The sequence below is a fragment of the Mesorhizobium sp. M0244 genome (assembly GCF_040321795.1).
In the GTDB taxonomy this organism is placed as follows: domain Bacteria; phylum Pseudomonadota; class Alphaproteobacteria; order Rhizobiales; family Rhizobiaceae; genus Mesorhizobium.
In genome coordinates this window covers 21,071-45,178 of sequence record NZ_JAMYSE010000044.1, presented here as the reverse complement: position 1 = coordinate 45,178, position 24,108 = coordinate 21,071, and the positions used below count along the sequence as shown (strand labels likewise).

At 60.1% G+C, this 24,108-nt stretch carries 23 protein-coding genes and 4 pseudogenes; 14 read left to right on the top strand and 13 right to left on the bottom strand.

The features are described from left to right. Positions 1-227 precede the first annotated feature (227 nt). The 6 genes from NKJ08_RS23315 to NKJ08_RS23290 all read left to right on the top strand — a co-directional run bounded on the left by NKJ08_RS23315 (position 228) and on the right by NKJ08_RS23290 (position 6,485). Positions 228-1,502, top strand: a complete 1,275-nt coding sequence (locus tag NKJ08_RS23315) for a tetratricopeptide repeat protein (RefSeq protein WP_352783506.1) — start codon at positions 228-230, stop codon at positions 1,500-1,502. 11 nt (positions 1,503-1,513) lie between these two features. Next, positions 1,514-2,326: a FecR family protein gene (locus tag NKJ08_RS23310; RefSeq protein ID WP_352783504.1), complete on the top strand. Its 813-nt coding sequence runs from the start codon at positions 1,514-1,516 to the stop codon at positions 2,324-2,326. Positions 2,327-2,341: 15 nt separating this feature from the next. Continuing rightward, entirely contained in the window at positions 2,342-4,372 is a 2,031-nt protein-coding gene (locus NKJ08_RS23305) for a CHASE2 domain-containing protein (protein ID WP_352527446.1), read from the top strand. Positions 4,373-4,710: 338 nt separating this feature from the next. Next, positions 4,711-4,902 (top strand): hypothetical protein, encoded by a 192-nt coding sequence (locus NKJ08_RS23300; protein WP_352527444.1) that lies wholly within the window; start codon positions 4,711-4,713, stop codon positions 4,900-4,902. A 226-nt stretch (positions 4,903-5,128) separates the two neighbouring features. Continuing rightward, positions 5,129-5,809, top strand: coding sequence for a hypothetical protein (locus NKJ08_RS23295; protein ID WP_352527442.1), 681 nt, complete (start codon positions 5,129-5,131; stop codon positions 5,807-5,809). Beyond that, positions 5,802-6,485, top strand: a complete 684-nt coding sequence (locus NKJ08_RS23290) for an RES family NAD+ phosphorylase (RefSeq protein ID WP_352783500.1) — start codon at positions 5,802-5,804, stop codon at positions 6,483-6,485. The genes NKJ08_RS23295 and NKJ08_RS23290 overlap by 8 nt, the downstream gene beginning before the upstream one ends. A 233-nt stretch (positions 6,486-6,718) precedes the next feature. Here NKJ08_RS23290 and NKJ08_RS23285 read toward each other — a convergent pair. Together NKJ08_RS23285 and NKJ08_RS23275 are read right to left on the bottom strand one after the other, a co-directional pair. Next, positions 6,719-7,337 (bottom strand): annotated as a pseudogene (locus tag NKJ08_RS23285) (DUF6088 family protein). Positions 7,338-8,247: 910 nt separating this feature from the next. Continuing rightward, positions 8,248-8,505, bottom strand: a complete 258-nt coding sequence (locus NKJ08_RS23275; RefSeq protein WP_352527438.1) for a hypothetical protein — start codon at positions 8,503-8,505, stop codon at positions 8,248-8,250. A 17-nt stretch (positions 8,506-8,522) separates the two neighbouring features. On the opposite strand from NKJ08_RS23275, the gene NKJ08_RS39075 reads away from it, so the two are divergent. The 3 genes from NKJ08_RS39075 (at position 8,523) to NKJ08_RS23260 (ending at position 10,319) form a co-directional block, all read left to right on the top strand. Next, positions 8,523-8,828: a hypothetical protein gene (locus NKJ08_RS39075; RefSeq protein ID WP_502896242.1), complete on the top strand. Its 306-nt coding sequence runs from the start codon at positions 8,523-8,525 to the stop codon at positions 8,826-8,828. Between the two features lie 255 nt (positions 8,829-9,083). Continuing rightward, complete coding sequence (locus tag NKJ08_RS23265) at positions 9,084-9,269, top strand: DUF982 domain-containing protein (RefSeq protein ID WP_352783498.1); 186 nt, start codon at positions 9,084-9,086, stop codon at positions 9,267-9,269. Between the two features lie 123 nt (positions 9,270-9,392). After that, complete coding sequence (locus NKJ08_RS23260) at positions 9,393-10,319, top strand: ArsR/SmtB family transcription factor (RefSeq protein ID WP_352783495.1); 927 nt, start codon at positions 9,393-9,395, stop codon at positions 10,317-10,319. A gap of 431 nt (positions 10,320-10,750) precedes the next feature. On the opposite strand, the gene NKJ08_RS23255 is transcribed toward NKJ08_RS23260, so the two are convergent. Beyond that, positions 10,751-11,674, bottom strand: a complete 924-nt coding sequence (locus NKJ08_RS23255) for a glycoside hydrolase family protein (protein ID WP_352527430.1) — start codon at positions 11,672-11,674, stop codon at positions 10,751-10,753. 645 nt (positions 11,675-12,319) lie between these two features. Here NKJ08_RS23255 and NKJ08_RS23250 point away from each other — a divergent pair. From NKJ08_RS23250 to NKJ08_RS23240, 3 genes are read left to right on the top strand one after another with little or no spacing between them, the layout of a single operon-like run. Then, entirely contained in the window at positions 12,320-13,267 is a 948-nt protein-coding gene (locus NKJ08_RS23250) for a glycosyltransferase (protein WP_352783492.1), read from the top strand. 2 nt (positions 13,268-13,269) lie between these two features. Further along, positions 13,270-14,412, top strand: a complete 1,143-nt coding sequence (glf, locus tag NKJ08_RS23245) for a UDP-galactopyranose mutase (protein ID WP_352779177.1) — start codon at positions 13,270-13,272, stop codon at positions 14,410-14,412. Continuing rightward, complete coding sequence (locus tag NKJ08_RS23240; RefSeq protein ID WP_352527426.1) at positions 14,409-14,570, top strand: DUF982 domain-containing protein; 162 nt, start codon at positions 14,409-14,411, stop codon at positions 14,568-14,570. The genes glf and NKJ08_RS23240 overlap by 4 nt, the downstream gene beginning before the upstream one ends. 49 nt (positions 14,571-14,619) lie before the next feature. Here NKJ08_RS23240 and NKJ08_RS23235 read toward each other — a convergent pair whose 3' ends face one another. From NKJ08_RS23235 to NKJ08_RS23220, 5 genes and pseudogenes are all read right to left on the bottom strand, one after another. Further along, complete coding sequence (locus NKJ08_RS23235; RefSeq protein WP_352527425.1) at positions 14,620-15,786, bottom strand: beta-glucosidase; 1,167 nt, start codon at positions 15,784-15,786, stop codon at positions 14,620-14,622. Continuing rightward, positions 15,783-15,923, bottom strand: coding sequence for a hypothetical protein (locus NKJ08_RS39070; RefSeq protein WP_502896249.1), 141 nt, complete (start codon positions 15,921-15,923; stop codon positions 15,783-15,785). Before NKJ08_RS39070 ends, NKJ08_RS23235 begins: the two co-directional genes overlap by 4 nt. Further along, positions 15,897-16,054: pseudogene (gene minE, locus NKJ08_RS39065) on the bottom strand (cell division topological specificity factor MinE); the annotation flags it as partial. The gene NKJ08_RS39070 and the pseudogene minE, both read right to left, overlap by 27 nt. Then, a pseudogene (locus NKJ08_RS23225) lies at positions 16,051-16,227 on the bottom strand (septum site-determining protein MinD); the annotation flags it as partial. The pseudogenes NKJ08_RS23225 and minE, both read right to left, overlap by 4 nt. Before the next feature lie 131 nt (positions 16,228-16,358). Next, complete coding sequence (locus NKJ08_RS23220) at positions 16,359-16,883, bottom strand: YciE/YciF ferroxidase family protein (protein ID WP_352527424.1); 525 nt, start codon at positions 16,881-16,883, stop codon at positions 16,359-16,361. A 1,528-nt stretch (positions 16,884-18,411) separates the two neighbouring features. On the opposite strand from NKJ08_RS23220, the gene NKJ08_RS23215 reads away from it, so the two are divergent. Continuing rightward, positions 18,412-18,960, top strand: a complete 549-nt coding sequence (locus NKJ08_RS23215; protein WP_352527423.1) for a hypothetical protein — start codon at positions 18,412-18,414, stop codon at positions 18,958-18,960. A gap of 160 nt (positions 18,961-19,120) precedes the next feature. On the opposite strand, the gene NKJ08_RS23210 is transcribed toward NKJ08_RS23215, so the two are convergent. Beyond that, the gene (locus NKJ08_RS23210; protein WP_352527422.1) at positions 19,121-19,381 is read right to left on the bottom strand and encodes a hypothetical protein; all 261 of its coding nucleotides are present in this window, start codon (positions 19,379-19,381) and stop codon (positions 19,121-19,123) included. A gap of 214 nt (positions 19,382-19,595) precedes the next feature. On the opposite strand from NKJ08_RS23210, the pseudogene NKJ08_RS23205 reads away from it, so the two are divergent. Further along, positions 19,596-20,094, top strand: a pseudogene (locus NKJ08_RS23205) (ATPase domain-containing protein); the annotation flags it as partial. Positions 20,095-20,459: 365 nt separating this feature from the next. Here NKJ08_RS23205 and NKJ08_RS23200 read toward each other — a convergent pair. The 4 genes from NKJ08_RS23200 to NKJ08_RS23185 are packed head-to-tail and all read right to left on the bottom strand — an operon-like array spanning position 20,460 to position 24,098. Next, complete coding sequence (locus tag NKJ08_RS23200; protein WP_352527420.1) at positions 20,460-21,338, bottom strand: SMP-30/gluconolactonase/LRE family protein; 879 nt, start codon at positions 21,336-21,338, stop codon at positions 20,460-20,462. Between the two features lie 36 nt (positions 21,339-21,374). After that, positions 21,375-22,337, bottom strand: coding sequence for a 3,5-dioxohexanoate:acetyl-CoA acetone transferase (gene kce / locus NKJ08_RS23195; RefSeq protein ID WP_352783486.1), 963 nt, complete (start codon positions 22,335-22,337; stop codon positions 21,375-21,377). Further along, the gene (locus tag NKJ08_RS23190) at positions 22,334-23,281 is read right to left on the bottom strand and encodes a 3-hydroxyacyl-CoA dehydrogenase (RefSeq protein WP_352527418.1); all 948 of its coding nucleotides are present in this window, start codon (positions 23,279-23,281) and stop codon (positions 22,334-22,336) included. Before NKJ08_RS23190 ends, kce begins: the two co-directional genes overlap by 4 nt. A 10-nt stretch (positions 23,282-23,291) precedes the next feature. Then, positions 23,292-24,098, bottom strand: coding sequence for an SDR family oxidoreductase (locus NKJ08_RS23185; RefSeq protein ID WP_352783482.1), 807 nt, complete (start codon positions 24,096-24,098; stop codon positions 23,292-23,294). Positions 24,099-24,108: the final 10 nt, after the last annotated feature.

Genomic DNA, 24,108 nt, shown 5'->3' with positions numbered 1-24,108 from the left:
ATGATTTGAGTTAGTTGCCGCTGGTGAAGAATACTTCAATTATATACAATAACGCTGAGAAGATGTTTTACCGACCAGCGTAGCCGAAATACGCATTGCCCCGATAGCTTGTTGCGCAGCTGCAACAGCTGCTAAGACTCGGATGGCTTGGTGACAGTTCAGTCGCCTTTTTTCGTCAAAGCGTGCTAACTCCTTTACACTAGTCGGGCTTGGGGTGGGTTCTCGGCATGCAATCCTCGTTTTCAACGATCTTCGGCTTCGCCGCAGCGCTGCTTTGTACCGGCGTATTGCCGGCCGGCGCGCAGGGTCTCTTTCCGGCCTATGACGATGCATTTTCGGCCCGTATTGCCAATCCGACCGACAATGGAACGCTCGCCCAATTCGTCACAGTTGCCGTCAACGCGGGACAATACGATCAGGCGATCTCCTCGATCGAGCAATATCTGATCAAATATCCCCGCGATGCGCGCGCCCGGCTTGCGGCCAGCCGGTTGTATTATCATGTCGGCTCCTATGAATTGGCCCGGCGGCAGGTGCAGTACGGCATCGAAGTCGGCGGCCTGACCGCAAGTGAGCAGCAGGAAGCTGTTCGCCTGCTCGCCCGCATCGAGCGCGCGTTGCGTGGCGTCACCTGGGAACTCGCCCTGACCGGCGGCGTGTTCAGCGCATTTACCGATTTTGAGCCGGGCGGGGCGCAGGACGACGACAGCTTTGTGTCGCCCTATGGGCGGGCGGAAGGCTTTGTCCGGTGGGACCTCGGCACGCCAAGTGCCGACGCTCTCGTCCTTTCGGGGTCGTTGACGGCGACACAGCGTTTTTTCACGGAAGACCTGTCGGTTCCGGGTAGCGAGAAGACTTTTATCCACGGCAACGCCGCGATTACCTGGGACAAGGGGCTGCCCAACAGTGGGATCGATTCGCTGCGCCTGCTGCTTTCCGCGTTTACCGTTACAGATCGTTTCGACAGCGATATCCACGAAACCGGCATCGGCCTCAGTGGACGCTTCCTCGTGCGCCCGACGGTCGAGACGACGCTTTTCGCCGGTGGCGGCTACATCGATCTAAGCCCCTCGCAAGGCATTTTCGCCGATAGCAGGGTTTTCTATGAGGCAGGCGGCAGCTACCGCTTCCGCAATGGCCAGGCGCTCGGACTGCGCTTTGTCGGCTTGAATGACTTCGCCTCCGGAGCTGGCGAAATCGGCCGCAGCTACATGGGCGAGGTCCGCTATGGCGGCCTGTTGATGAACGTACCGGATCTTTTCGCATGGTCGCACCAGGTCGCCTTCTCGGCCGGCCACAGCGACACTCCCGATCTGTCCGTCGGCATCGGCACAAACATCAAGAGCGACTTCTGGCGCATTGCCTCCGAAAGCGATTTCCAGCTCACCGAGGCGCAGAAGATCAGCGTCGATCTCGCCTATCGCGAAACCAACTTCGACATCGCCAGCCGCGACCGAAAATCGTTCGAAATGCTCATGAGCTACACGTTGACGCTCAATTGAAAGAGGCCGCGATGAGGACCCCGTACCGTCAGATCGCCATTTTTGTCGCCTGCCTTGCCTTTGCGGCACCTTCCGCCGCTGAAACGGTCGGGTCGATGACGGCCTACCAGACCAACATCGTCCGCAACAACGGCGCGACAATGAACGTCGGCTCAGGCGTCGAACTCGGCGATCAGCTGCGCAGCAATCCCACTGGTCTTGGAATGCTGGTGTTCCGGGATGAATCGAGCGCCAAGATTGGTCCGAACACCAGCCTGACGATCGATGAATTCGTCTATAATCCAGGCGCCGGATCGGGAAAGATCGACATCGGGATGAACAGCGGCCTGGCCCGTTTCTATGGCGGCCAGGTTTCGAAAGGCGGCGTCATGCAGGTTGCGACGCCGCATATGGTGCTCGGGGCCAGAGGCGGCATCATCGAAGTTCTGGTGGCAGCCGGCCAGACCGTCGGCATACTGCGCGCTGGCCGCATGACCTGCACGATGAATGGCCACAGGCTGGTCATCACAAACCCGGGCTACGCCTGCACATCGGAAGATGGCAAGCTGCTGACCGGCTACGGCGGAATCGACACCTTCCCGATATTGGACAGCATCGCCCGGATAGCTGGCACCGGCCTGCCAGGCGCACCGGGTCCGGGATTGGACGTAAGCGCGATTTGTGCGTCGGCACTCGGCGGCTCGCTCAAAGTCTGCGAGTCCAGCGATGGCGCATTGCCAGGAGTGGTCATGGAGTTCCCCGACAGTCCAACGCCACCTGTCGGCGGCGGGGTGGATAAGTGTGAGGGTGAGGGTGAGGGTGGCTGCTATCCAGACAACTGGTAGACCCGCCCGACCGGCATGAGCCCATTGTTCGATTGGCGGCAAGCTGCCAGACGCAAAATATCCGGTCTTGTGGTCGTGCTCCTGCTGCTCGCCTGCCATTTGGCTTTCGACGGGCCGCTGTCGCGCCTGCGTGAGCGTACCTACGACTTCTACCAGTTTCTCGCCCCGCGCCAGGCCACGAGCAATCCCGTCGTGATCGTCTCGATAGACGATGCCAGCCTCAAGGCACATGGGCGATGGCCTTGGAACCGTGGCCTACTGGCCGATCTGGTCGGTGGTATCACCGAATCCGGTGCCGCGGTGATCGGGCTTGCGCTGGTGCTGCCCGAGGCCGACACCTCGCCTGAGGGCATCGCCGGAGACAAGCGCCTGGCAACGGCACTGGCGAAAAATCGAACGGCACTTGCCGTCAGCCTGGGCAACGAGGCGACGGTTTCAGAAGCAGAGCCCAAAGCCGGCTGGTCGATCGTCGGGCAAGTACCCGACACACTTCCCGGCTTCACCGGCCTGACCGGCTCACTTGCGGAATTCTCGAACGCTGCCGCAGGCCTCGGCGTAATTCGCACCTTGCCCGATCCCGACGGCGAACTGCGCCATGTGCCGCTGCTGTGGCTTCGCAACACCGCTCAAGGCGTGCAGCTGTGGCCGTCCTTCGCACTCGAGCTCCTGCGCCTTTATGCCGGACAGGACGGCTACATAGCCCGGATGAATGCCGCCGGGTTTGACGCACTCAGGATGGCCGGCGCCATTGTGCCGCTCGAGCCGGAGGGGAGCATCCGCCTCTGGGAAACCAGCACCGATACGCCGCGTATATCTGCCAGCACTATCCTTTCGGGCCATGGCGATCCGCGGCTGCGGGACGCCATCGCCATCGTCGATCTGTCGGCCGTGGGACTGACGCAGTACCTGCCCACCCCGACGCGTCCAGCGCGACCGGGGGCGGACATCCACGCCGATGCAATCGGCCAGATGCTTGCCGGGCGCTATCTTGCAGAGCCAACGCACGCACGTACGCTTGAGCGGCTCTGGTTTGTCCTCGGTGCCGTCGTTTTCATCGGGCTTTCCGGAGTGCTCGCCGGGCGTGTCGTGCTTGGTGCCCTGGCTCTGGCGCTGCTGGCCGTCACGCCCTTCGTGTTCGGCGCTCTCGAATACAGCCTGCAGGGCGCACTCTATGACCCGCTGCAGCCGGCGCTTGCGACGATCCTGGTAGCCGGCTTCGAAGGCTATGTCCTCTACAGGCGCAGCGAGCAGCGCCGGTCCACCCTGGCACGGCAGTTCTCCCAATATCTGTCGCCCTCCGTGGTGCAGCGCCTCGCAAGCTCGGACACCGAAGCAATCCTGTCCGGTGAGAAGCGCGAGATCACAATCCTGCTCAGCGATATACGCGGCTTCACGACGATGAGCGAACAGCTCGATACCCAAGAGATCGCAACGGTGGTCAACCATTTCCTCGGCATTGCGACCGATGAGATCCTCAAGCGCGACGGCACCATCGACAAGTTCATGGGCGATGCGGTGCTAGCCTTCTGGAACGCGCCGCTTGATCAGCCGGATCATCGCGAGCGCGCGCTCGACGCGGGCCTTGCCCTGATCGAGCGGGTGAAGCGCGAAGACGCCGCCTTCACCGCGGACGGCCACCCCTCCATCGAAATCGGCGTCGCCATCGAGACCGGCATCTGCTCGGTAGGCAATTTCGGCTCCGAACGGCGCTTCGATTACACCGCGATCGGTTCGCCGGTGAACCGCACGGCACGGCTCGAGTCGACGACCAAGAAGCTGGGCATCCCCCTGGTGCTTGGTCCCGGTTTTGCGGCAGGAGCATCGATGCCGGTCGTCCAGGCGGGCGCCTTTGAGCTCCAAGGTTTCAAGGGCGAGGTGCCGGTTTTCACCGTTCCGGAGATGCAAGCCGCTCACCAACGTATGAGCCGCGAAGAAGGGATCCAAGATGGCGAGCAATCTCGGATCCCTGCCATTGTGGCTGGTTCGCCGCTGTCCGTGGAAATGGCTCCCCCTGATCTTTCACCTCGCACCCGAAGCACACGGTGACCGGATCCAGCGGATCGCAGGGGTGCCGGCCTGCATCGCGACCTGACTACCCGCTTCGGGAGGCCTCGCAACTTGCGTGGCCTCCCCGGGTTGTCATTCGCCGCGCATGGTCGCCTGGAAGGTCGGCAGATGCTTCTTCTGCGCCTCCAGCATTTTCTCGCGATAAACGCCATAGATGACGTCGGTGTCGTGCAGTGTGACGCCGGCAATTGTCGGCGAGGCGAAAACCGGCAGCTCGATGCCGCGTTTCGAGAGCGCCTCGGCTGTACGGGCAATCAGCTCATGCGCTGTTTGCCTTCGTCTACCACTGGAACAGCTATCTGTGGCCGCTGACAGTTTTGCAGGGCACTGCAGAGGACTATCCGATCGTTATCAGCCTGAGCCGCCTGCTCAGCTACAACCGAGGTGCTCTCAACACCGGACTGGTGATGGCCGGCGCCACACTTGCCGTGCTGCCGCCATTGGTGCTCTTCGTCCTCCTGCAGCGCTTCTTGGTGGATTCGATCGTCGGCTCGGCGGTCAAGGGGTAGCGTCGGCGGCACGGCCGGCATTCGCCTGGCTGTCATCGGGACGCGCTGGTGCGCAGAACGGAGCTAAGCAGATAGCCGCGTTCTGAAAGCTATCAGTTCATCAGCGAGCCTGGACGCGAATACCCCCACCGCCTTAGCTGCAGCCAGGGCCTCAGAAGGGGTCTTGATGATACTGGTTATGGTGCTATATATGTAACTGTGCTCATCACCCAGGGAGCGGGATATCATGGCACCTACCAATGAGACCATTGAACTGTCGGGATTTGGCGCTATCACCGGAACGCCGAAGCAGGTTGGTGACCAACTTGATCGGCTAAGTGCGGAGCAGGTCATAGCACTAACGTTCGAGCATGGGAGTGAACCCGCTGTGCGCAGCCTCGCGGCCACGCTCGTCAGCATTGCGCCTCTGGTTCGTACGATCCTGATGAGTCACCAACGCGAGGCCATAAGCTCAATAATCGAGGCCCTGGTCCCTCACGTACCGCCCCCGCAGCATATGCTTATAGAAGCGCGGATGACGGCCGAGGCGAGAGGGGCAGTGCTGGAAAGCGGCGATTGGCTGACCGCTCCCCAAATCGCGACAATGGCAGGGTTCAGCACAAGCAACCCAAGTGCGCAGCCAAACAAGTGGAAAAAAGAAGGCCGGATCTTCGCAGTTCGGCACCGGGGCGTAGACTATTTTCCTGGCTATGCTCTGGATTCTGCCGCTGGATATCGGCCTGTCAAAACGCTCGCTAAGGTTCTGAGTGTATTGCACAGGAAAAAGGATGACTGGGGGCTCGCCTATTGGTTTGCATCGGTCAATAGCTTTCTTGGAGGCAAACGTCCGCAAGATGTGCTCGCCTCAGACCCCGAGCGTGTTCTTGCAGCCGCCGAGGATGAGCTGGTAGGCGCACCCCATGGCTAAATCAAAGATAGGACGGGAACCGACGACTCAAGTTCCCGTTCCATCGAACGATTTACAGGGCACCATTACTCGAACGACCTGGCTGGTGGACCAAGTCATCCATCGCATTCATTTGAATCTCTATGCCGGCGCGCAGTTCAATCCAGGCTTCAAAGGCAACGCCCGCTTCAGCCCGATCAAGAATGCAAATGGGGCAAGTATCCCAACTCTGTACGGTGGCACGACCTTTGACTGTGCGGCGATGGAAACTGTCTTTCATGATGTGCCATTCGCAGCAGGCCTGAAGACCTACGACAAGGTGAAACTGGCGGGTCAAGTCTATTCGCAAGTGTCGCCACGGCGCGATCTGGTGCTGGCTGATCTGAGCGTCACGGCGCTTAGAAAACTCGGCATCAAACGCAGCCAGATCATAGACACCGAGAAGGACCTCTATCCCGCAACACGCATATGGGCCGAAGCTATTCACGCCCAGTGCCCGGATATCCAAGGGCTTTGCTGGATTTCTCGGCAGGACGACCGGGCTCTCGCCGTGACGCTATTTGGCGATCGAATTCCGGCAAAGATGTTGGTACAGTCAGGCGCGTCACTCGACTTGACAGGGGATCCCGAGGTCTATTCCGATTTGCTCGAGCTCGCCGATCGTATCGGCGTAAAGATCGTAGGCGTCGGCTTCTGATGCGGAAACATACGTGCCCTCAACACCGGACTGGTGATGGCCGGCGCGTCGCTTGCCCTGCTCCCGCAACTGGTGATCTTAATCTTTCTGCACCGCCGTTTTCGTTCATTCGATCATCGGCCCCGCGATCAAGGGATAACGTCACCGGCACTGGCAGTCATCCTGCCAGCCCTGCTCATCCTCCAGGAACAGTCCAACAGAGGCCGATCTATCCTGATTTGAAACAAGCCCCGTTACGCGCCCCATGATGTGTCGGCACTTGCGCGTAGTATCGGACGCATCCAGGCCGGTCCCTGTACGGCGGTCGAAACGAGCCTCTTCTTGTCGCTCAGCGACAGTTGGCGCGACGCGATCTGAACGACATCGGCGGCCCGCGAGGGCCCGAGATGGCGCAACGCCTGAACGACAGTCCCCACAGCACTCCCCGGCGCTATGAGGTGTTTGGGCGACGCATGGCGGAGGTCGATGATACGTTTTCCGAGCACCACGCGACGGGATGGACCATCCGTGAGATATGAGGCTCGGGCGGGAACTTGGCTGGTCAGACCGAGCGCATTGGCCGCGCGAGGGCCGGCGACCTGCACATGAGAGCCCGTCTCCCTGGCCAATGCCTGGGCAACGTCATCGGGCGCTGGGAAAAGGGGCCCAAGCTTTGGTTGCAGTTTCGGGAAATCGTAAAGTCCGCGCGCGAGACGCCGCAACCTATCGCTCTTGGCGAGGCGCGAGCGCGCCTGATCGATCGCGGACCGTCCCGCCAGGTCAAGAAAATCGCTGGGCGTGAAACGCTCCGCGTCCGCTGCTCCGGGCGCGCCTCAAAATCCGGTCCGGGACTGATGAAACGATGGTCTTCATGTGTCAGAAAATAGTGCATTTTTTCCTGACATTCGCCTTCGACGCCACTTATGGCCTGCAGCGCGCGGGCAAGGATCGGATTCGGCGTCTCCACCCTGCCCGGGAACGCAGTTTCTTGTCGGTCTAATACCGTGACTGCAGCCGAACTTAAGTCGGACGCATTGTTCCGGCCGCCGTTAAGGAATGTGGATGAGCCAGGCGAATTGTGGTCGGCCCGAACCGATGGCGCCGGCGCGATATGCAGGTCCCTAGCTCCTGACTGGCCCGCGTAGGCCCCCGCTCGACGCCGCTACCGGGCTCTCACGTTCAGCTTTCGCATCTACCGGTTTTTTCTTGGAGGCAGAGGAACACAATGCCACAATGGTGGTTCGGTGCCGGCAGCGGTGCTCCCTCACGTGCTGGCAGATCGGAGGCCCGATCGGCCCGCGTTTTCGAGAGGCGCGGGCCATCGAGGTAAGCAAAAGCGGCAGGGCAAAGCGTGGGCACCCGACGGATCGACAAGGAAAGATATGAGCGCTCCACAATCGCAGCTCGCACATTGACCGACTCCGAGCGTCTTGCACGCCAGGCGAAAACTGCGCGATTGCGCGAGCAGCGACTGAGTGCTGAAACATCGCCATCGAAGCCGATTCCTGCGGACGCGGAAACCAAGCTGCCCCCGAGAAACAAGGGCAAACCAATTCAGGCCGGCTAGCGACGAGCGCGTCCGGCGCTCATCGGGTGTGACGCGTCCTCACGGCCGGTCTGCCCACCCGCTCCCAGCCCACCCGCTGCCGTCTTGCCAGGACATTGAAATCGACGGTTATACTTGGCCAATCCTGAAGGGTGTTGGTGCGGATTGTACCGCGGCAGGTGAGATTGAATTATGCCAATTGTCGGGAAGGCTAAGAGCGCAGGCAATTTCAGCCCCTTAGAGCTGGCATTGCTTAGCCGCGTATTCGAACAGTTGAAGGTCGATGGTGAGCCGGAAGACCGACGGGAAGCGAGAGCCTCGCGTATCATAGCCAACTACATGGCCGGCATCGTCGATGAAGCAGAGCTCGTTTCTTTGTCTAGGCAGCCGCTGGGCCGGTAATTCACGGCTGCTGTGCTTCTCCCGGGACAATGAGCGCTCCCTGGTTCGGCTTTGAAAATGCAAAGCCGACTTTTCTTTGACAGCGGCGATCACGAGCATCTTCTCTAGGGCTGGATTACGAAGGGATTGACGGGGCGCGCCAAGCCGCTGTCCAGGGGTTGATAGGCCTGGGAAAGGAGGCACTGAAAGGTCTAGACCGGACAAATATTCTGGAAGTCCGGGACGAGAGCGGCCGACCGGTTCTGACGTTAGCCGGGGTGCTGCTGCTCGGCATCCTGTTCAATGTGCTGAACTTCGAGAACGGCCTGGGCTGGATTTCCCTCTCAGCCTATTGGCAGAGCGTCATCCGCGGTTTTTTTCTGCTGGCCGTTGTGCTCCTACAGGCGCGACTTGCCGGCCGATGCGTCTCCGCGTGACCTGCGTTTTGCATCGAAAGGGGCGCACCGCGCGTGTCGTGATCTGCGCCACAAGAGTTGTCCCCGCGAAGACCCGCGGCTTCCCGAGGGGGGCGAGGGTCGATCGGAGCGCACCGATCTGCAGCATGCATGGGAGGGAAACATTGCTGCGGCCGCCGAACCTTGATTGTGACCTCGTGTTCCAGAACCTAAAGGAAACGGACGGAACAGCAATGCGATCAGTTCGCCAGGCCCGCAGCTCTAGGGACCGCTTTCGTGGTATCCGACGCGGCCGAAGTTTTGCTGAAGGATTGGCCGAAGCCCCGGTGCGACTCGCGGCTTGCTGCAATCGAGGCGTGCCTTGCCGACCTGCGCGGCGAAGGAATTTTAGACCTGTCGCCAAACATCCTTGTTGCGGCGTGGCTTCAAACGCGTACCGAAGGTGTAGCCCCTTTCATGTAACCAAATTGCCGGCTCGGCGTTTCGTTCAACGCCGTTGCAACGGTCCCGCCCACCAACGCAAGCTTACAGAACACGAATTTAGCGAGGCGATAACTTCTTCCACGAGCATAGACTGGCAAATTCATGAGTCGCAATTTTCTGGTGATCGAACCTGAGGAAGGCATTGCCGTGCTCAAGGGGCTTGCCTCCTCGGCGCGTATCTCGATGCTGAAACTGCTGCATGAGAAGGGGCCGATGAATGTCAACGAAATCGCCGCCGTGCTGTCGCTGCCGCAATCGACCGTCTCGACCAATATCCAGGTGCTAGAGGATGCGGGGCTGATCCGCACCGAGAACCGGAAAGCGAAGAAAGGCAATCAGAAAATCTGTTACCCGACGGCCGAAGAAGTGCTCGTCGTGTTCAAGGGCGAATATCGTGCGGTCAAAAACGACGCGATGGAAGTGTCGATGCCGATCGGGCTCTACACCGGTTTCAAGGTTACCGCGCCCTGCGGCCTTTGTTCGCCGGACGGCATCATCGGCCTGCTCGATGTGCCGAACACTTTCCTCGATCCAGCCCGCATGAAGGCCGGGCTGCTGTGGTTCACGCGCGGCTTTGTCGAATACCAGTTCCCTAACAATGCCAAGCTCGCCAATGCCGAGATCACCGAACTCGAAGTGGCGATTGAGCTGTCCTCGGAGGTTCCGGGCACCAGCGCCGACTGGCCCTCGGACATCACGCTGACGATCAATGGCGTCGATGTCGGCACCTGGACGTCGCCGGGCGACTTCGGCGACAAGCGCGGCGTCTTCACGCCTTCTTGGTGGAAGCTCAAGGGCTCGCAATACGGCAAGCTGAAGAACTGGCGAATTGCCACTGACGGCACCTATGTCGACGGCGTCAGGATTTCCGAAACCGGCCTTGTTGCACTCGATCTGAAGAGCCATCATTCAATCCGTATTCGTATCGGCGTTAAGGACGACGCCCAACGCCCCGGCGGCATCAACATTTTCGGCAAGGGCTTTGGAAATTACGATCAGGATATCCTGCTCAGGATCAAAACCGGTTGATATCATCAACCCCGGTTTGAAAAATAGTGAACCAATTTCAGCTGCTTCCTTTCATTTTAGCCAAATCGACATCCAATTGTCAGACTTGCGGCTATCTCGCCACCGACGCTGAGAAATCGATTGGCACGACTGGTCTCACCAAGGATTTCGAAGAGAATTTATATATATTATCTGAGGCGACCCAGCTTACCTTGATGTATTTCATACTCCCAAGCTGCCTCGTCGCAGGCTTCGCCGACTGGCTATTCATCAGCCTAGGACATCTAGCCACTGGTTATCACTTGGCGACGATCGATCAGAAACGGCGACTGGCAACACCATTGTGATGAGCGAGCTTAATCTGTGCCGTCTTGGGTTTTGCCGGCGTCCGTCGGGCAACGCGACCTGGACGAGGTGGGTAGCCCAGCGGCTATGATCCTGGATCACGTTCTCTAGGCAACTCTGGAAAGTATGTGCCGATCCAAGTCGCACTTGGCCAGACCATATCGCCAGCGGTGGTTCGTCGTCTCGCGTCTGCTCTGGTAGAACAAAGTCAATTGCCGGCCTTCGATCATTACGGTCGAATGGCCATTCTCTCCTGGCTCGCCAGGATCAAGGACGGGGCCGACCGAGACATAAGGACCCTCTACCCTATCGGCGATAGCAAAGAAAACGCGTTGACGGCTTCCACGGGGGCCGTCGGGGAGGAAGCAGGTAGCGTTGAGAAGCACGCGGCCATCCGGCAATTCAACCAGTTGCGCCCCTTCTATCCCCCACTCGTAATCGGGGTGCTCGCGCGCATTGTGATGCGGCACGTCGAGATGATCGAGTATCTTGCCGAGACGTTTCCATGGCCCGAACCAAGAATCGGATTGGCTGCGCGCCAGATAGACATCAGGCTGAGGCACCCTGGTGAATTTGGGCATGCCTGAATAGACGATATAGCGCTTGCCTCCGATGATTGCGGGGTGGGGATCGTAGATGCCGTCCTCATCGGTGTCGGGCAGCGACAATATCGCCGGATTGAGCACCACCCAATGAAAGCCGTCATTGGAGACCGCGTGCTCGCAACGTCCGCCGGACTTCATGAATTCGGTCTGGATAAACATGTGGAAGACGCCGCACTCATGAATGACGCCGGGCGCCGCAATGCCCGATCCGGTTACCGGCAAAACGATCGCCTCGTGCTCTGTCCAGGGTCCATAAAGATCCGGCGCTGTGGCGTGGAGGATTTTCCAGCTCTCGGTTGTGACGGTGCCGCTGGAGCCGAAGACGTGCCAGAGCGTGCCGTCGAACACCGGACAAGGGTCCTTCAGATCATCCACGGCCTGCGGGTGAAACAACGGGAAGACGTTGGTTTCAAAGTCGATCTTCATTCACAAGCATTCCCGCGACCGTTTCGCGGGCCCCTTTCATTTGGACCGTCTGCGTGACTCAGCCGAATCGATTCGCAGGCCTTATTTATAACTCCGCCCATGAACGGTTGTTGAACGATTGAACGATTTCAACCGTTCTGTGGCAATGCGCCACATTTTGGGTGAGATCACGCACGGCGCGGGGCTTCAGCTTCTGGAGCGGCCATCATGTCAGCCGGATGCAGCGTCGTCCGGCTTGCCCTTCTCTGTCGAGCCATCGCCGGAGTGGAGCGGACCGCTGGCCTCGCCCGAGACAGTTTGGCGCTATGGAACAACTTATCGGGATGGAAGTTATATAGATGGCTGCGAATTTCATTCGAAGCTGCCTTGATTAACGTATGTTAATCGAGGCAGCTTGTAACTGCAACCAAGGATTTCTACATGGAAATGGCGGTGGGCACCCCCCTAACACCAAATATTCCTGTACAGTCATCAATTTTACTTTGCTTTTCCCACCTCCGATGGAATTTCGTATTCCAAAGACCGCAACACATTCTGACGCTCGCCTCAAAACAGCAGCAGCTAATTTATTTCGAAGAGCCGATCTTCGACGAAAGGCGCCACGCTTCGATGCGGGTGAACGATGTTTCACCTACGATCAGAATTGTGACGCCGATTATTCCAGTCGGCACGTCCGCGACCAAGGCGGATGCGCTCCAGCGCAGATTCGTCGACCAGATCGTCGCCTCGACGCCGCATGAACGGTTGACCGCGTGGTATTACACGCCCATGGCGCTACGTTTCAGCGACCATCTCGCCTATGACGTCTGCGTCTACGACTGCATGGATGAACTCTCCGCGTTCAAGAACGCACCCGCAGAGTTGAATCAGCTGGAAAAGGCGCTGTTCCAACGTGCCGATATCGTCTTCACGGGCGGGCAGAGCCTTTACGAGGCCAAGCGAAGCCTGCATCGTTCGATCTTTCCTTTCCCAAGCAGCATCGACGTTGCACATTTCCATCAGGCGAGAGAGCCGGGTGAGGACCCACTGGACCAGGCCAACATACCTCACCCGAGAGTGGGGTATTTCGGGGTCATTGACGAGCGGCTCGACGTCGAATTGGTAGCGCAGGCGGCTGCGGCAATGCCGGACGTGCATTTCGTCCTGCTCGGCCCTGTGGTCAAGATCGATCCGGCGAGGCTGCCCACGGCAAGCAACCTGCATTGGCTGGGCGGCAAGTCCTATGCCGACCTGCCACGCTATCTCCGGCATTGGAGTGCCGGCTGGATGCCTTTCAAGCTCAATGAGGCGACACGCTACATCAGTCCGACAAAGACTCCTGAATTCCTGGCGGCAGGACTGCCGGTGGTTTCCACGGCGATCGTCGACGTCGTACGCACCTATGGCGCCGAAGGCCTAGTCGACATTGTCGACGCCGAGGATGTCGAAGCCAAGCTTCGATCCATCCTGGCGCGTCCCCGCGATTTTCTGGTGGAGAAAGTCGACGCCTACCTCGCCGACATGTCCTGGGAGAAGACCTGGAATGCGATGGCGGCCCACATCCAGCGCGCCTACGCGATGCAGAGCGTCGTGCCGTTGCTGAGGGGAGCGTGAGCATGTTCGACTGGCTGATCGTCGGCGCCGGCTTCGCCGGCAGCGTGCTGGCGGAACGCATCGCATCGCAACGACAAGAAAGCGTCCTGATCGTCGACAGACGAAATCACGTCGGCGGCAACGCGTATGACTGTTATGACGAGGCGGGGATCCTGATCCACCGCTATGGGCCGCACATATTCCACACCAACGCCCAATCGATCGCCGACTACCTGTCGCAGTTCACCGAATGGCGGTCTTACGAACACCGCGTGCTGTCGCTGGTCGACGGAAAGCTGCTGCCGATACCGATCAATCTCGACACCATAAACCGCCTTTACGGCCTTAAGCTGACATCCGAGCAGCTGCAGGAGTTCTTCGCTTCCCGGCGAGAGACGGTGGAAGAAGTCCGCACGGCCGAAGACGTCGTCGTGAGCACCGTGGGCAGGGAGCTCTACGAGAAATTCTTCCGCGGCTACACTAGGAAGCAGTGGGGTGTTGACCCTTCCCAGTTGAGCAAATCAGTCACAGCGCGGGTGCCAACGCGGACCGATCGGGATGATCGCTATTTTGGCGACACTTTCCAGAAAATCCCGGCAGGCGGGTATACGCGCATGTTCCAGCGCATGCTGGATAATCCCAAGATCAAGATCATGCTGCAGACCGACTATCGTGAGATTCGCGACAAGATTCCGTTCCAGCGGATGATCTACACCGGGCCAATCGACGAATTTTTCGATTGGAAGCTGGGTCGCTTGCCCTACCGCTCGCTGCGCTTCGAGCACGTGACGCTTGATTGCGAGGAGTTTCAGCCGGTCGCCGTCGTCAACTATCCGCAGACGGAAAACTACACCCGCATCACCGAGTACAAGCATCTGACCGGACAGAAGAGTCCGAAGACCAGCCTGACCTACGAATACCCCTCGGACATCGGAGATCCCTATTACCCGGTGCCGCGGCCCGAAAACGAGGCGTTGTACAAAAGCTACGAAGCATTGGCAGCGGCGTGCCCACAGGTCTGGTTCGTCGGACGTCTGGCGACATATCGCTATTACAATATGGATCAGGTCGTCGGGCAGGCTTTGGCGACGTTCGCACGCATTCAAAAGAGCATGCCGGCAAACGGCATCGGGCAGATGCCGACGCAGCGCGAGGCGGCGGAGTGAACGATGCGCCGGGATTAAGCTGCGTTCGCGGCGACCGACCCGCAACAATCGAGGCGTGCCTTGCCCTCATCCGCGGCGAAAAGTCGCCAAGGGTCGCACGCCAGGCGTTCATCGCTGCGGCCACGGACGCCAAGATCTTTCTCGGCGGGCAGATTTAGGCTTACCGCGTAGCCGATGCAGTTAAAGCGCGGCGCAGTATCGGCGGGGCTATACCGCGCCTGCTGGCTCGTTTTCGAAAGCCTCGAACAATCGGCGCTGGCGCTCCAACTCGTCGGCAAGCGGCTTGTGAAGAGTGCGCGAGCCGTCCGCATGAATGGTGGAGAACAAGCCGACTTCGGCGTGGCGCGAATTGTCCCAACCGGGGTAGGCCGTCACCGGATACAGGCATATGCCCTCAATAGGTGCGCCGAGGCTCATCGCATCGCGCACTTCGTCGCAAACATAATGGAGCCAAGCCGGCCGTCCTGACCCCTCGGCGCCGGTCTCGGCAATAAACATCGGCTTCTTGTAGCGCTCGTCGACCTCGACCAGCATTTCCGAAAGCGCCCGGTATTCGTGGTGCCCCATCGGTATCGTTGGCCCATTCAAATACCATTGGTTGTGCGGATAGAAGTTGAGACCTATGACGTCGACAAGGTCCTCGCTGCCACCCAACTCCGGCTCCGCGCGCCCGACCAGCATGTCGTAAGCCTCGAACTGGCCCTGACGAGCATTTTCGGCGCGCCGCCGCTCGGCGCGAGTGCGGTCACGAGGAGCAATATGGATGAGCGGTTCAGCCCAGATGAACCTGCAACTCGGTTCGGCCTCCCGCATTGCTCTGACCCCGGCGATCGCTGCCCTGACAAGGTGGCGTTTGAACCATCCGCGCTTGTCCTGCCCGACGCGCGGGAAATAGCCGACCTCCACCGCCCACGCAAAAAACGAAATTTCGTTGATCGGACATACCAGGGGAGCCACTCCGGTGGCTAAGCGATGAACCCGAACAGCTTCCGCGGCGAAACGGACATAGGCCTCGACAAAGCCCGGGCCACCTTGGTCGACGTGGTCTGGCGAACCATAGTGGAAGATATCCCAGATGACCTGCACCCCGGCCGCTTGGGCTGCTTCGATCACCGACATCCAGCTCGACCAGTTAAAGACTCCCGGCGCTGTTTCGATCAAGTGCCAGCGCAAGCCGTCGCGGATCGTGCGAAGCCCAAGCTCGGCACAGCGGCGATAGTCGCCGCATGCATGGGTGTCATGTGAGGTCGCACGGATCAGATCAAGGCGCACCCCGTCGGCACGACGATGCGAGGAACACTCGAAACCACCCATGAAAAAGCTGTCGATGCCAGAAGGATCTGCCGCGGGCCGACGAGCCGGTTCCTCGTTCATACCGGCATCCTGACGGCCAGGGATGGCGCAAGCACTTGCGTTCGGCGATCGCCCATTGCCAGGTTCGGTCGGCTCGTCGATTTCGATTCGGCTGCCATCACGTCGACGTGTTGGCGTTGCCTGGCGATCACGGCCATGATCTCCTCGCGCAAGACGGAGACGAGATCGGGCTGGTTGCGGCTTCGGCGCTCGTAAGCCAACAGCAGTGCAAGCGCTCGCGCGCTACCGGCGCGCTGCCGCGGCGCTTGAAGATGTCGAGCAGGTTCATGCTGCCCTCCTCTCCAACAGCCGGTCGAGGAGGCCCCTCCGCTCGAAAGGCAGCAGGATGACCGGCAGGTCCTCGCCCTCAAGTCTTCTTGCTGCGTCGATATAGGCGCGCGCAGCGGGGTTCGTGTTTTCGCTGAGCGTAACCGGCGCGCCCACATTGGATGCGCGCAGCAGTACAATGCGGTTAGTGCCAAAACACGTGTGCTCGACAGGCAAGCGACAGAGGAAATGGCCAATCCGAATTCGCTCATTGCGCTGCTCAAGAAGATGCAAATTTCGGATTGCCACCCCAGCAATACGCGACCTCACGCGGCCTGCTGCATTGCCCGTTCGTTGACGCCAGTTTCGCCGAGTTGGGTGAGCGCCTCATCGGTGGCTTTTTCTTCTTCGAGAGTCTGTTCCAGAAGTGGGACTGCGTCTCTTAGGCCGAGCAAGCCCGCCCACGTCACAAGAGTGCCGTAGCGCGCGATTTCATAATGCTCGACGGCCTGGGCTGCAGCCACGAGCCCTGCGTCCAATGCTGGAGCGTCTCCGAATTCCTCCAAAATCTCCTGCCCCTCCTCGATCATGCCATCGATCGCTGGGCACGTCTTGCCCTGGGCCCTCTTGCCAAACGCGTCGAAAACCTGCTGCAGGCGCTCGATTTGACCTTCTGTCTCGGCTCGATGCTTTTCGAACGCGGCCTTCAGCTCTTCGGACTCTGCGCCCTTTGCCATTTTCTTTAAGGCGGTCAGAATCTTCCGTTCGGCGTAGTAGATGTCCTTCAGACCATCGTAGAAAAGGTCTTCCAAGCCCTTGGAACTGCCCTGTGATCTTCTCCTCGTCACCATTCTCATCTCCTGTTGAAAGCTATCGATGGATGTACGGCTCTAACAAGTCCAGTGCCTTGTTGTTCCTTCACCATGGCCGGCAATTCGCTTGTCCTGCGAATGTTGGAACGAACTGCTCAATCTTAAGTCGAGCCGCGTCTATTTTGGTCCGGTTAACCGATGTGAATGCGCATCTGAGAAACTTCCGCAATTAATATGGGTGAAGTTGGCTTGGAGGTGTGTCGTGCGACGGCGTGAAGATCTTATCGAACAATATGTCGGCACGCGCAGTCGCCGCCACCGCCTGATATCGACAGAGCTCGCCTTCAGAGCGCTGAGGCAAATCGTTCCGACGCCCTCGATTTCGGACCGTGAGCTCGAAAACATGGTCGCTGGCCAACGGTCAGTTGTGGTCTCGCCGTAGACTTCGATCATACCCGCTAATGTCGGATGCGACCTCGCCCCAGGGCGGCTACACTAATTGACAATGGTTGTGCTTTGAAGCGGCAACCTGGTTCAGCGATAGTTCGACTTCTGAGCATACCGACCGACGAATGGAACCGAATATGGGTCGTAGAACCTCGATCTGCGCCATGCCTGATTCGATGGATGGTCTACAGATAAAGCGGCCTCCCCGACGTTCGAACCCGCCCCACTTTATGACGTTCTGCCATTCTGAGTCCAAAGGCGTTATGCGGAATGCGATCCCAATCGCCTCGGTCCAACGTCGACCTGGCTCAGGCCCAGTTCCGCCGACTCTATCCGCAATCCGGCAACCGCCAGCAAGGCGCGCGTTCCCGTGGGCACTTCGAGTTTGGCGGACGTTGTGCTGTTCCAGTCTGCACCGATCTCTGTCACCCCACGCGGGTTGCTCACGGCTCGCGCGCAATGGATCAGGGATTGCTGCCCATCGTTGCAGCCGGCTGCCCATCGCGCAGGTGATCGCCTCTTTCCTTCAGTGTCCACGCCGACGCTTCGCCGAGAAGCTCCAGCACGCTGGCGCGTGGGCGACTGAGGCGGCTTGTCACTGTTCCCAGCGCGCAACCGCATTATCTCGGCGGCCACGGATCTGGTTCAACGGGACGGCTCGGCTTTCGCCGCCTCAAAGGATTTTCAGGATATGTATGTCGTTGACATGGCCCGCGCCCCGGGAATAGGCGCGGGCCGATCGGACAACCCGATCATGCAGCTGGGAGGACAACGGCTGCAGGCATCAAACCTTGCCCCGGCGCTGTTGTTCCAGCTCTGGTGCAAAAAAGCTCGTGTCCTGTTCGCGGCTTGTGCACCGACACATCCGGACCCAGCGCCTGACATCCATATCCATATCTGCCGATCCCGATTTGAAAATCCCTGTGTCCATGTCGGGGGCAACTTTCCCTCGAATATCCAGGTCTGCCTTGGCGCTAGCTGCGATTGCTGGATGTGAAGGTCAGATAGGCCTGCCAGCCTGTTTTGTGGGTACATAGGAAGAAGATCACTGATGTCCCGGCAGAACATTGACCCTTATTCGGCTGCATCAGGGCAAGGCCTTCGGCTCCCTAGGAGAGCCATGAACATGCTTACCAAATTCGGCAATCTCAGCAGATCGCCAAGCGACCCCAAGGTCGTAAAGTCTGGGCCGACTGCGCTCGCAGCCTCCAATATGCTTGCACGCAAACTCGGCTGGTTCAGCATAGCGCTGGGCGTCGGCGAGCTTGTGGCCTCCGAGCGGATCGCCCGCGCACTCGGCATGCGCGGCAAAGAGAGCATCATCCGTGCCTACGGGGCGCGGGAAGTCAGCAGCGGCATTCTCTCCTTGTCGGTAGACAAACAGGCAGGGCTTTGGAGCCGTGTGGCCGGTGACGCGCTCGACATAGCAACACTCTTGCCGGCGTTCCGGCGCGACAATGCAAAACGTGACAACGTCGGCCTTGCTCTGGTCCTCGTCGCCGGTGTGACGCTCATCGATTGGTTGAGCGCCCAAACGGTAAGCGCCCGGCACGCTCGCGGCCGCGCGCAACCGCAGGATTTTAGCAACCGCAGCGGCTTCCCACGCGGAGTGGCCGCCGTGCGGGGCCTTGCGCGGACAGAGAGGTCGACATCTGCCGGCCAGAACTGACGTCCTGGTTGACCGGCACCACCCCTGTCCTCCTTCTCTGCCGTCGCCGCCGCCCGAAATGGCCGTGGGTCAACAGGATGGCAGCCGGTCGGGCGCCACTGCCAAAAGTTCTCTCGGCGATATCGACAATAGTCTTCCGGACATTGGCACCCGGTATCGATCAACACCAATTGTGACCGCCGCAACCAGGCACACCGAAGTAGACGACATTGACGATCGCAAGCCGCAGATAGGCGAGTTCAGGCCTGATGCTGTGTGCTCCGTCGCCACGATCCTGCATCGCAGCGCCGATCAGCCGCCAGTTTGATCTGGATGGCCATGCGTTTTCTTTGCAGCAGGTGATGGTTTCTCCTTCAGCAGCCGAATGATCGCGTCGACAGGCGACGCAAGGTCCGGCGGCGACTTCCTTTTCGATCGCCACAACCGACCGAAGATTGTTCTCAGTATTCGCATTGCCGTTACCTCCGAGACCACCAAACTTGGTTTGGGCAACATTGTTCCTGATCCTCGTGAGTTTCGAAGGCGAGCAAGTCGGCGTAGAATAAGCCGCCCGCAGGCCGCGGCTGGAGTTGTTTCTCTGCCGGCTGTTCGCCAATACATTTGGGGGCCAACGTGAACGAAGATGAGCGTCACCAATAGCGACCGGCGTAGAGGGTCTCGACTATGTCTTGCGCGGCGGTTACGCCAGGTTTCGGGCGCACCTCGTTGAGGGGAGGCCCGGATCGGGCAAAACCACAATTGGGCTACAGTTCCTCATCAACGGGGGCTCGCAACGCGAAAATGCTTGTACATCACCCTGTCCGAGAGCAAGCGCGAACTAGTGTTCGTGGCAAACAGCACGGTTGGAGTCTGAAAGGCATAGAAATTCTGGAGCTCGTTCCTCCAGAGCTCAGTCTCGATCCGTCCCAGTTGCAGACGTTTGTTCATTCTTCGACTTCGAACTCGGAGAAACCGTGCAGGCAGCTTTGGCTGAGATCGACCGCATCAAGCCGCATCGCGTCGTCTTCGATTCTCTTTCCGAAATCCGGCTCCATCTCGCAAGGCTCGTTACGCTACACCGGCAGGGTTTTCCACTATTATGATCGGCTCGTGCCCGATTTTCTACCCAACGTCGCCGAGACTCAAGTATTAGATTTTGCTTATGGAGCGCCGGCACGCCATCCGAAGGATCAAGGACGGGCTTTGGGAGGTCTATGACATAGACGATGAAAAGGTTGTCTTCGTGGACAGCGTACCCCTGACCAATTTGCGGGACGAAGAGGCACTCGAGGCATTGGAGTTGCTAATGGGTGGATTTCTTGTTTCGAGCAGGTCTCCAAGGCTCAGTTGATGGTTTCCAGGGACATGTTTCGCGCACTTCAGGCGAAGCGACCCCACGCCTTTCATTGTGGGTTCCATCAGAACCGCACGGCACGAGCTTCCAGCGCCGGTCGCCCTGCGGCGGGACGTTGGGGGTGGCACCAAGCAGGCGGGGAGGATGATCGCGATTGCGCACCGATTTACGCGGCAAATCTTGGCTCGGGAACTCCCGCTACGCCGAGGCCGGTGACGGCAAAGAGGCTGCCGCGTAAAACTCCGTCGCCCGGAAAGCGTGGCAGCGGCGGTTTGGCCATCGACGTGACGTACAGGGTGTCGAGCTTCGGTCCGCCGAACATGACGCTGGTGATCTTCTTGACCGGCATGTCGATGATGCGGTCGACGCTGCCGTCAGGCGCGTAGCGGACCAGCCTGCCATCATAGACCAGCGCGTTCCAAAGGAATCCTTCGGCATCGACGGTCGAGCCGTCGGCCGCGCCACCGCGGCTGGTGTCGACACGCACGAAGGTACGCCGATTGGTGGCGGCACCTGTTGCGATGTCGTAGTCGTATGCCCAGATCTCACCGGTCCAGGTGTCGGCGAAATAGAAGGTGCGGTCATCGGGGCTCCAGCACGGGCCATTGGAACAGATGATGCCGGAATCGATCCTTGTCACGGAGAAATCGGGATCGAGCCGGTAGAGGCCGCCGGAAGGCCCCTCCTCCATCGTATCCATGGAGCCGGCGAAGAAGCGGCCGCGCCGGTCAACCTTGCCGTCGTTGAGCCGGTTCATCGGCCTGTCCGGCTCCGGATCGTGGATCAGCGTCACCTCGCCGGTGGCAAAATCGAGCAGATGGAAACCGCGCTGCAGCGACACCACCGCACCGTTACCGTCCTTGCGCAATGCCATCGAACCGATCTTCATCGGCACGTCCCAGCAGCGGATCTCGCGGCCGTCGGCGGTCGCCCGAAACACGCGCCCGTCGAAACTATCGATCCAATAGAGGCGCTCCTGCTCGACGTCCCACAGCGGTCCCTCGCCCAGCGTGGTCTTCACGTCCACCACGACTTCGATCTTCATGCCGTCCTCCTCTGTTCCGACGCTCTGCGGCAAAGGTCAGAACGCGACCTTGTCGCCGCCTTTCAATGACAGGATTTCGCGTGCCTCGTCGGGCGTCGCCACTTCCATGCCGAGGCCTTCGATGATCTTGCGGGCGAACACCACCTGCTCAGCGTTCGACTTGGCAAGCTTGCCCTTGCCGGCCCAAAGACTGTCTTCAAGCCCGACGCGGATGTTGCCGCCAAGCGCTGCCGATTGCGCCGCAATGCGCAACTGGCTGGCGCCCGCACCCAGTACCGACCAGCGGAACTGGTCGCCGAACAGCCGGTCGGCGGTGCGCTTCATATGGGCGACGTCTTCCGGATGGGTGCCGATGCCGCCGAGCAGGCCGAACACCGACTGCACGAAGAACGGCGGCTTCACCAGCCCGCGATCGGCGAAATGGGAGAGGTTATAAAGATGGGCGATGTCGTAGCACTCGAACTCGAAGCGCGTGCCATTGTCGTAGCAGGTCGCCAGTATGTATTCGATGTCCTTGAACGAGTTACGGAAGACCAGATCGCGCGTGGCTTCCAGATGCGGCTTTTCCCAGTCGAATTTGAACGTCTCGTATTTGTCGGCGAGGTGATAGAGCCCGAAATTGATCGAGCCCATATTGAGCGAGGCGACCTCCGGCTTGAATTGGGCGGCGGGACGCACACGCTCCTCGACCTTCATGTAGGGACTGCCGCCGGTGGTGATGTTGATGGCGGCATTGGTACCTTGCTTGACGCGCGGCAGGAAACGCGCGAACGCCTCAGGCGTCTGGTCGGGCTTGCCGGTCTCGGGGTCGCGGGCATGCAGATGCAGGATCGCCGCACCCGCCTCCGCCGCCGCGATCGCCTCGGAGGCGATCTGGTCCGGCGTGATCGGCAGATAGGGCGACATGGTCGGCGTGTGGATCGCCCCCGTCACCGCGCAGGTGATGATGACCTTGCCGTTGGGTTGCTGGGCGCCGGGCTTGCGGCTTGTTTGCGTCATCGTCCAAACTCCTGATCCGATTTTTTCTTGTGCGCCGCCAGCGCCATCAGCCGGCGGTCGCGCCAGACCTGTCGTTGGCCGAGTCCTTCCCGCGGCAGGCGCTTGCGGCGCTCGGCCTCGACGGTCTCCATGACCTCGCCGGCCCAGTCGACGCGGCGCAGCATCTGCGGGAAGATGTTGGAATAGATCGTCTGATAGCGCTCGACATAGTCGCGCACACCACCCGGCGCATTAAGATCGATCGTCTCGAACGGACCCATGAACGACCAGCGCAGCGCCAGCCCGTCGCGCAGGCCGGTGTCGACGTCCTCGACGCTGGCATAGCCGTCGGCGACAAGCCGGAACGCCTCCTCCAGCAGCGCCCCTTGCAGGCGGTTCATGATGAAGCCGTCGAGCTCGCGCTTCATCACCAGCGGCGCATGGCCAGCTTCGACAAGAAATGCGCGGGTCCTTTCCACCGTGTCGGCAGAAGTCCATGGCGCCGGCACCACTTCGGCTGCCGGGATGAGATAGGGCGGATTGATTGGGTGCACGACCAGGCAGCGGTGCCGCCCCTGCAGATGATCGGTGAATTTCGACGGCAACAGCGCCGAAGTGGAACTGGCGATCACCGCCTGCGGACCGGCAAGGGCGTCGATCCGGGAAAACACGTCACGCTTCACCTCGAGATTTTCGGGCGTGTTCTCCTGGACGTGGACGGCATCGGCCAAGGCGTCGCCAAGCTCCGCCACAATGGCAATGCGGCCGAGCACGGCATCCACCGCCTGTCCCCGCAGCAAATCGTTGGCAGCGAGGTCGCCGAGTACGCCGGCGATGTAGTCGCGCGCACTGCTGGTCGCGGCAGGTGATTGGTCCCACATCCGCACATCATGACCGGCGCGGGCGAAGCTGATCGCCCATGCCCGCCCGATGAAACCGCTTCCAATGATTGCGACATCGGCCATTGTCAGTCCCTCACAGTGTTTCGACGTTGCCGTCGACGCCGAGCGACTGGCCGGAAATGTTGACGCCCGCGTCGGAGAGCAAGAAGGCGACCATCGCCGCGACATCATAGGGGCTGGTCATGCGGCGCAGCGAGATGTTCTGGAGATAGCGATCCGTCATCTCTTCGTGGCTGATACCAATCTGCTTGGCGCGTGCCGAGATGACACCTTCGATGCGTGGTCCCTCGATGATGCCAGGCAGAATAGCGTTGACCCTTATGCCATGCGGCCCGAGCTCCTTGGCGAGGCTCTGCGTGAAGCCGATGACGCCGAACTTGGCCGCCGAATAGGGCGTGCGGAACGCATAGCCATGGCGGCCAGCCGCCGACGACATCGATACGATCGAGCCGCCGCCCGCCGCCTTGATCAGCGGCACGGCGCGCCGGGCGCACAGGAACTGGCCGGTCAGGCAGATGTCGATGCAGCGTCGCCAGTCGGCCGGGTCGATCTCGTCGACGCCGCCGGTCGGCCCGGCGATGCCGGCATTGTTGATCAGGGCGTCGAGTCCGCCAAGTTTTTCCCCGACAGCCTCGAACAGCCGGTCGACGTCCTCTTCCCGCGAGACGTCGGCCTTGATCGCGGCGACAAGCGCTATCTTGTCCGGAGCAGCGGCCAGCGCCTCATCGGAAACATCGCAGACGACGACACGCGCGCCGAGCCGCGACAGCGTGTCGGCAATGGCAAAGCCGATGCCGCCGGCGCCCGCTGTCACCAGCACGCGCTGTCCTTTCAACCCGGCCAGAAATTCGTCCGCCGATGCCGGTGCTTTTGTGCTCATCGTCCTGTCC

What these genes read in the sequence shown, in the direction of transcription:
- NKJ08_RS23235 (WP_352527425.1), bottom strand. Translation starts at nt 15,786, where the DNA reads ATGAACGAGGAACCGGCTCGTCGGCCCGCGGCAGATCCTTCTGGCATC.
- NKJ08_RS23215 (WP_352527423.1), top strand. Translation starts at nt 18,412, where the DNA reads ATGAACATGCTTACCAAATTCGGCAATCTCAGCAGATCGCCAAGCGAC.
- kce (WP_352783486.1), bottom strand. Translation starts at nt 22,337, where the DNA reads ATGACGCAAACAAGCCGCAAGCCCGGCGCCCAGCAACCCAACGGCAAG.
- NKJ08_RS23290 (WP_352783500.1), top strand. Translation starts at nt 5,802, where the DNA reads ATGGCTAAATCAAAGATAGGACGGGAACCGACGACTCAAGTTCCCGTT.
- NKJ08_RS23185 (WP_352783482.1), bottom strand. Translation starts at nt 24,098, where the DNA reads ATGAGCACAAAAGCACCGGCATCGGCGGACGAATTTCTGGCCGGGTTG.
- NKJ08_RS23200 (WP_352527420.1), bottom strand. Translation starts at nt 21,338, where the DNA reads ATGAAGATCGAAGTCGTGGTGGACGTGAAGACCACGCTGGGCGAGGGA.
- NKJ08_RS23255 (WP_352527430.1), bottom strand. Translation starts at nt 11,674, where the DNA reads ATGAAGATCGACTTTGAAACCAACGTCTTCCCGTTGTTTCACCCGCAG.
- NKJ08_RS23260 (WP_352783495.1), top strand. Translation starts at nt 9,393, where the DNA reads ATGAGTCGCAATTTTCTGGTGATCGAACCTGAGGAAGGCATTGCCGTG.
- glf (WP_352779177.1), top strand. Translation starts at nt 13,270, where the DNA reads ATGTTCGACTGGCTGATCGTCGGCGCCGGCTTCGCCGGCAGCGTGCTG.
- NKJ08_RS23310 (WP_352783504.1), top strand. Translation starts at nt 1,514, where the DNA reads ATGAGGACCCCGTACCGTCAGATCGCCATTTTTGTCGCCTGCCTTGCC.
- NKJ08_RS23295 (WP_352527442.1), top strand. Translation starts at nt 5,129, where the DNA reads ATGGCACCTACCAATGAGACCATTGAACTGTCGGGATTTGGCGCTATC.
- NKJ08_RS23220 (WP_352527424.1), bottom strand. Translation starts at nt 16,883, where the DNA reads ATGGTGACGAGGAGAAGATCACAGGGCAGTTCCAAGGGCTTGGAAGAC.
- NKJ08_RS23190 (WP_352527418.1), bottom strand. Translation starts at nt 23,281, where the DNA reads ATGGCCGATGTCGCAATCATTGGAAGCGGTTTCATCGGGCGGGCATGG.
- NKJ08_RS39070 (WP_502896249.1), bottom strand. Translation starts at nt 15,923, where the DNA reads ATGGCCGTGATCGCCAGGCAACGCCAACACGTCGACGTGATGGCAGCC.
- NKJ08_RS23315 (WP_352783506.1), top strand. Translation starts at nt 228, where the DNA reads ATGCAATCCTCGTTTTCAACGATCTTCGGCTTCGCCGCAGCGCTGCTT.
- NKJ08_RS23305 (WP_352527446.1), top strand. Translation starts at nt 2,342, where the DNA reads ATGAGCCCATTGTTCGATTGGCGGCAAGCTGCCAGACGCAAAATATCC.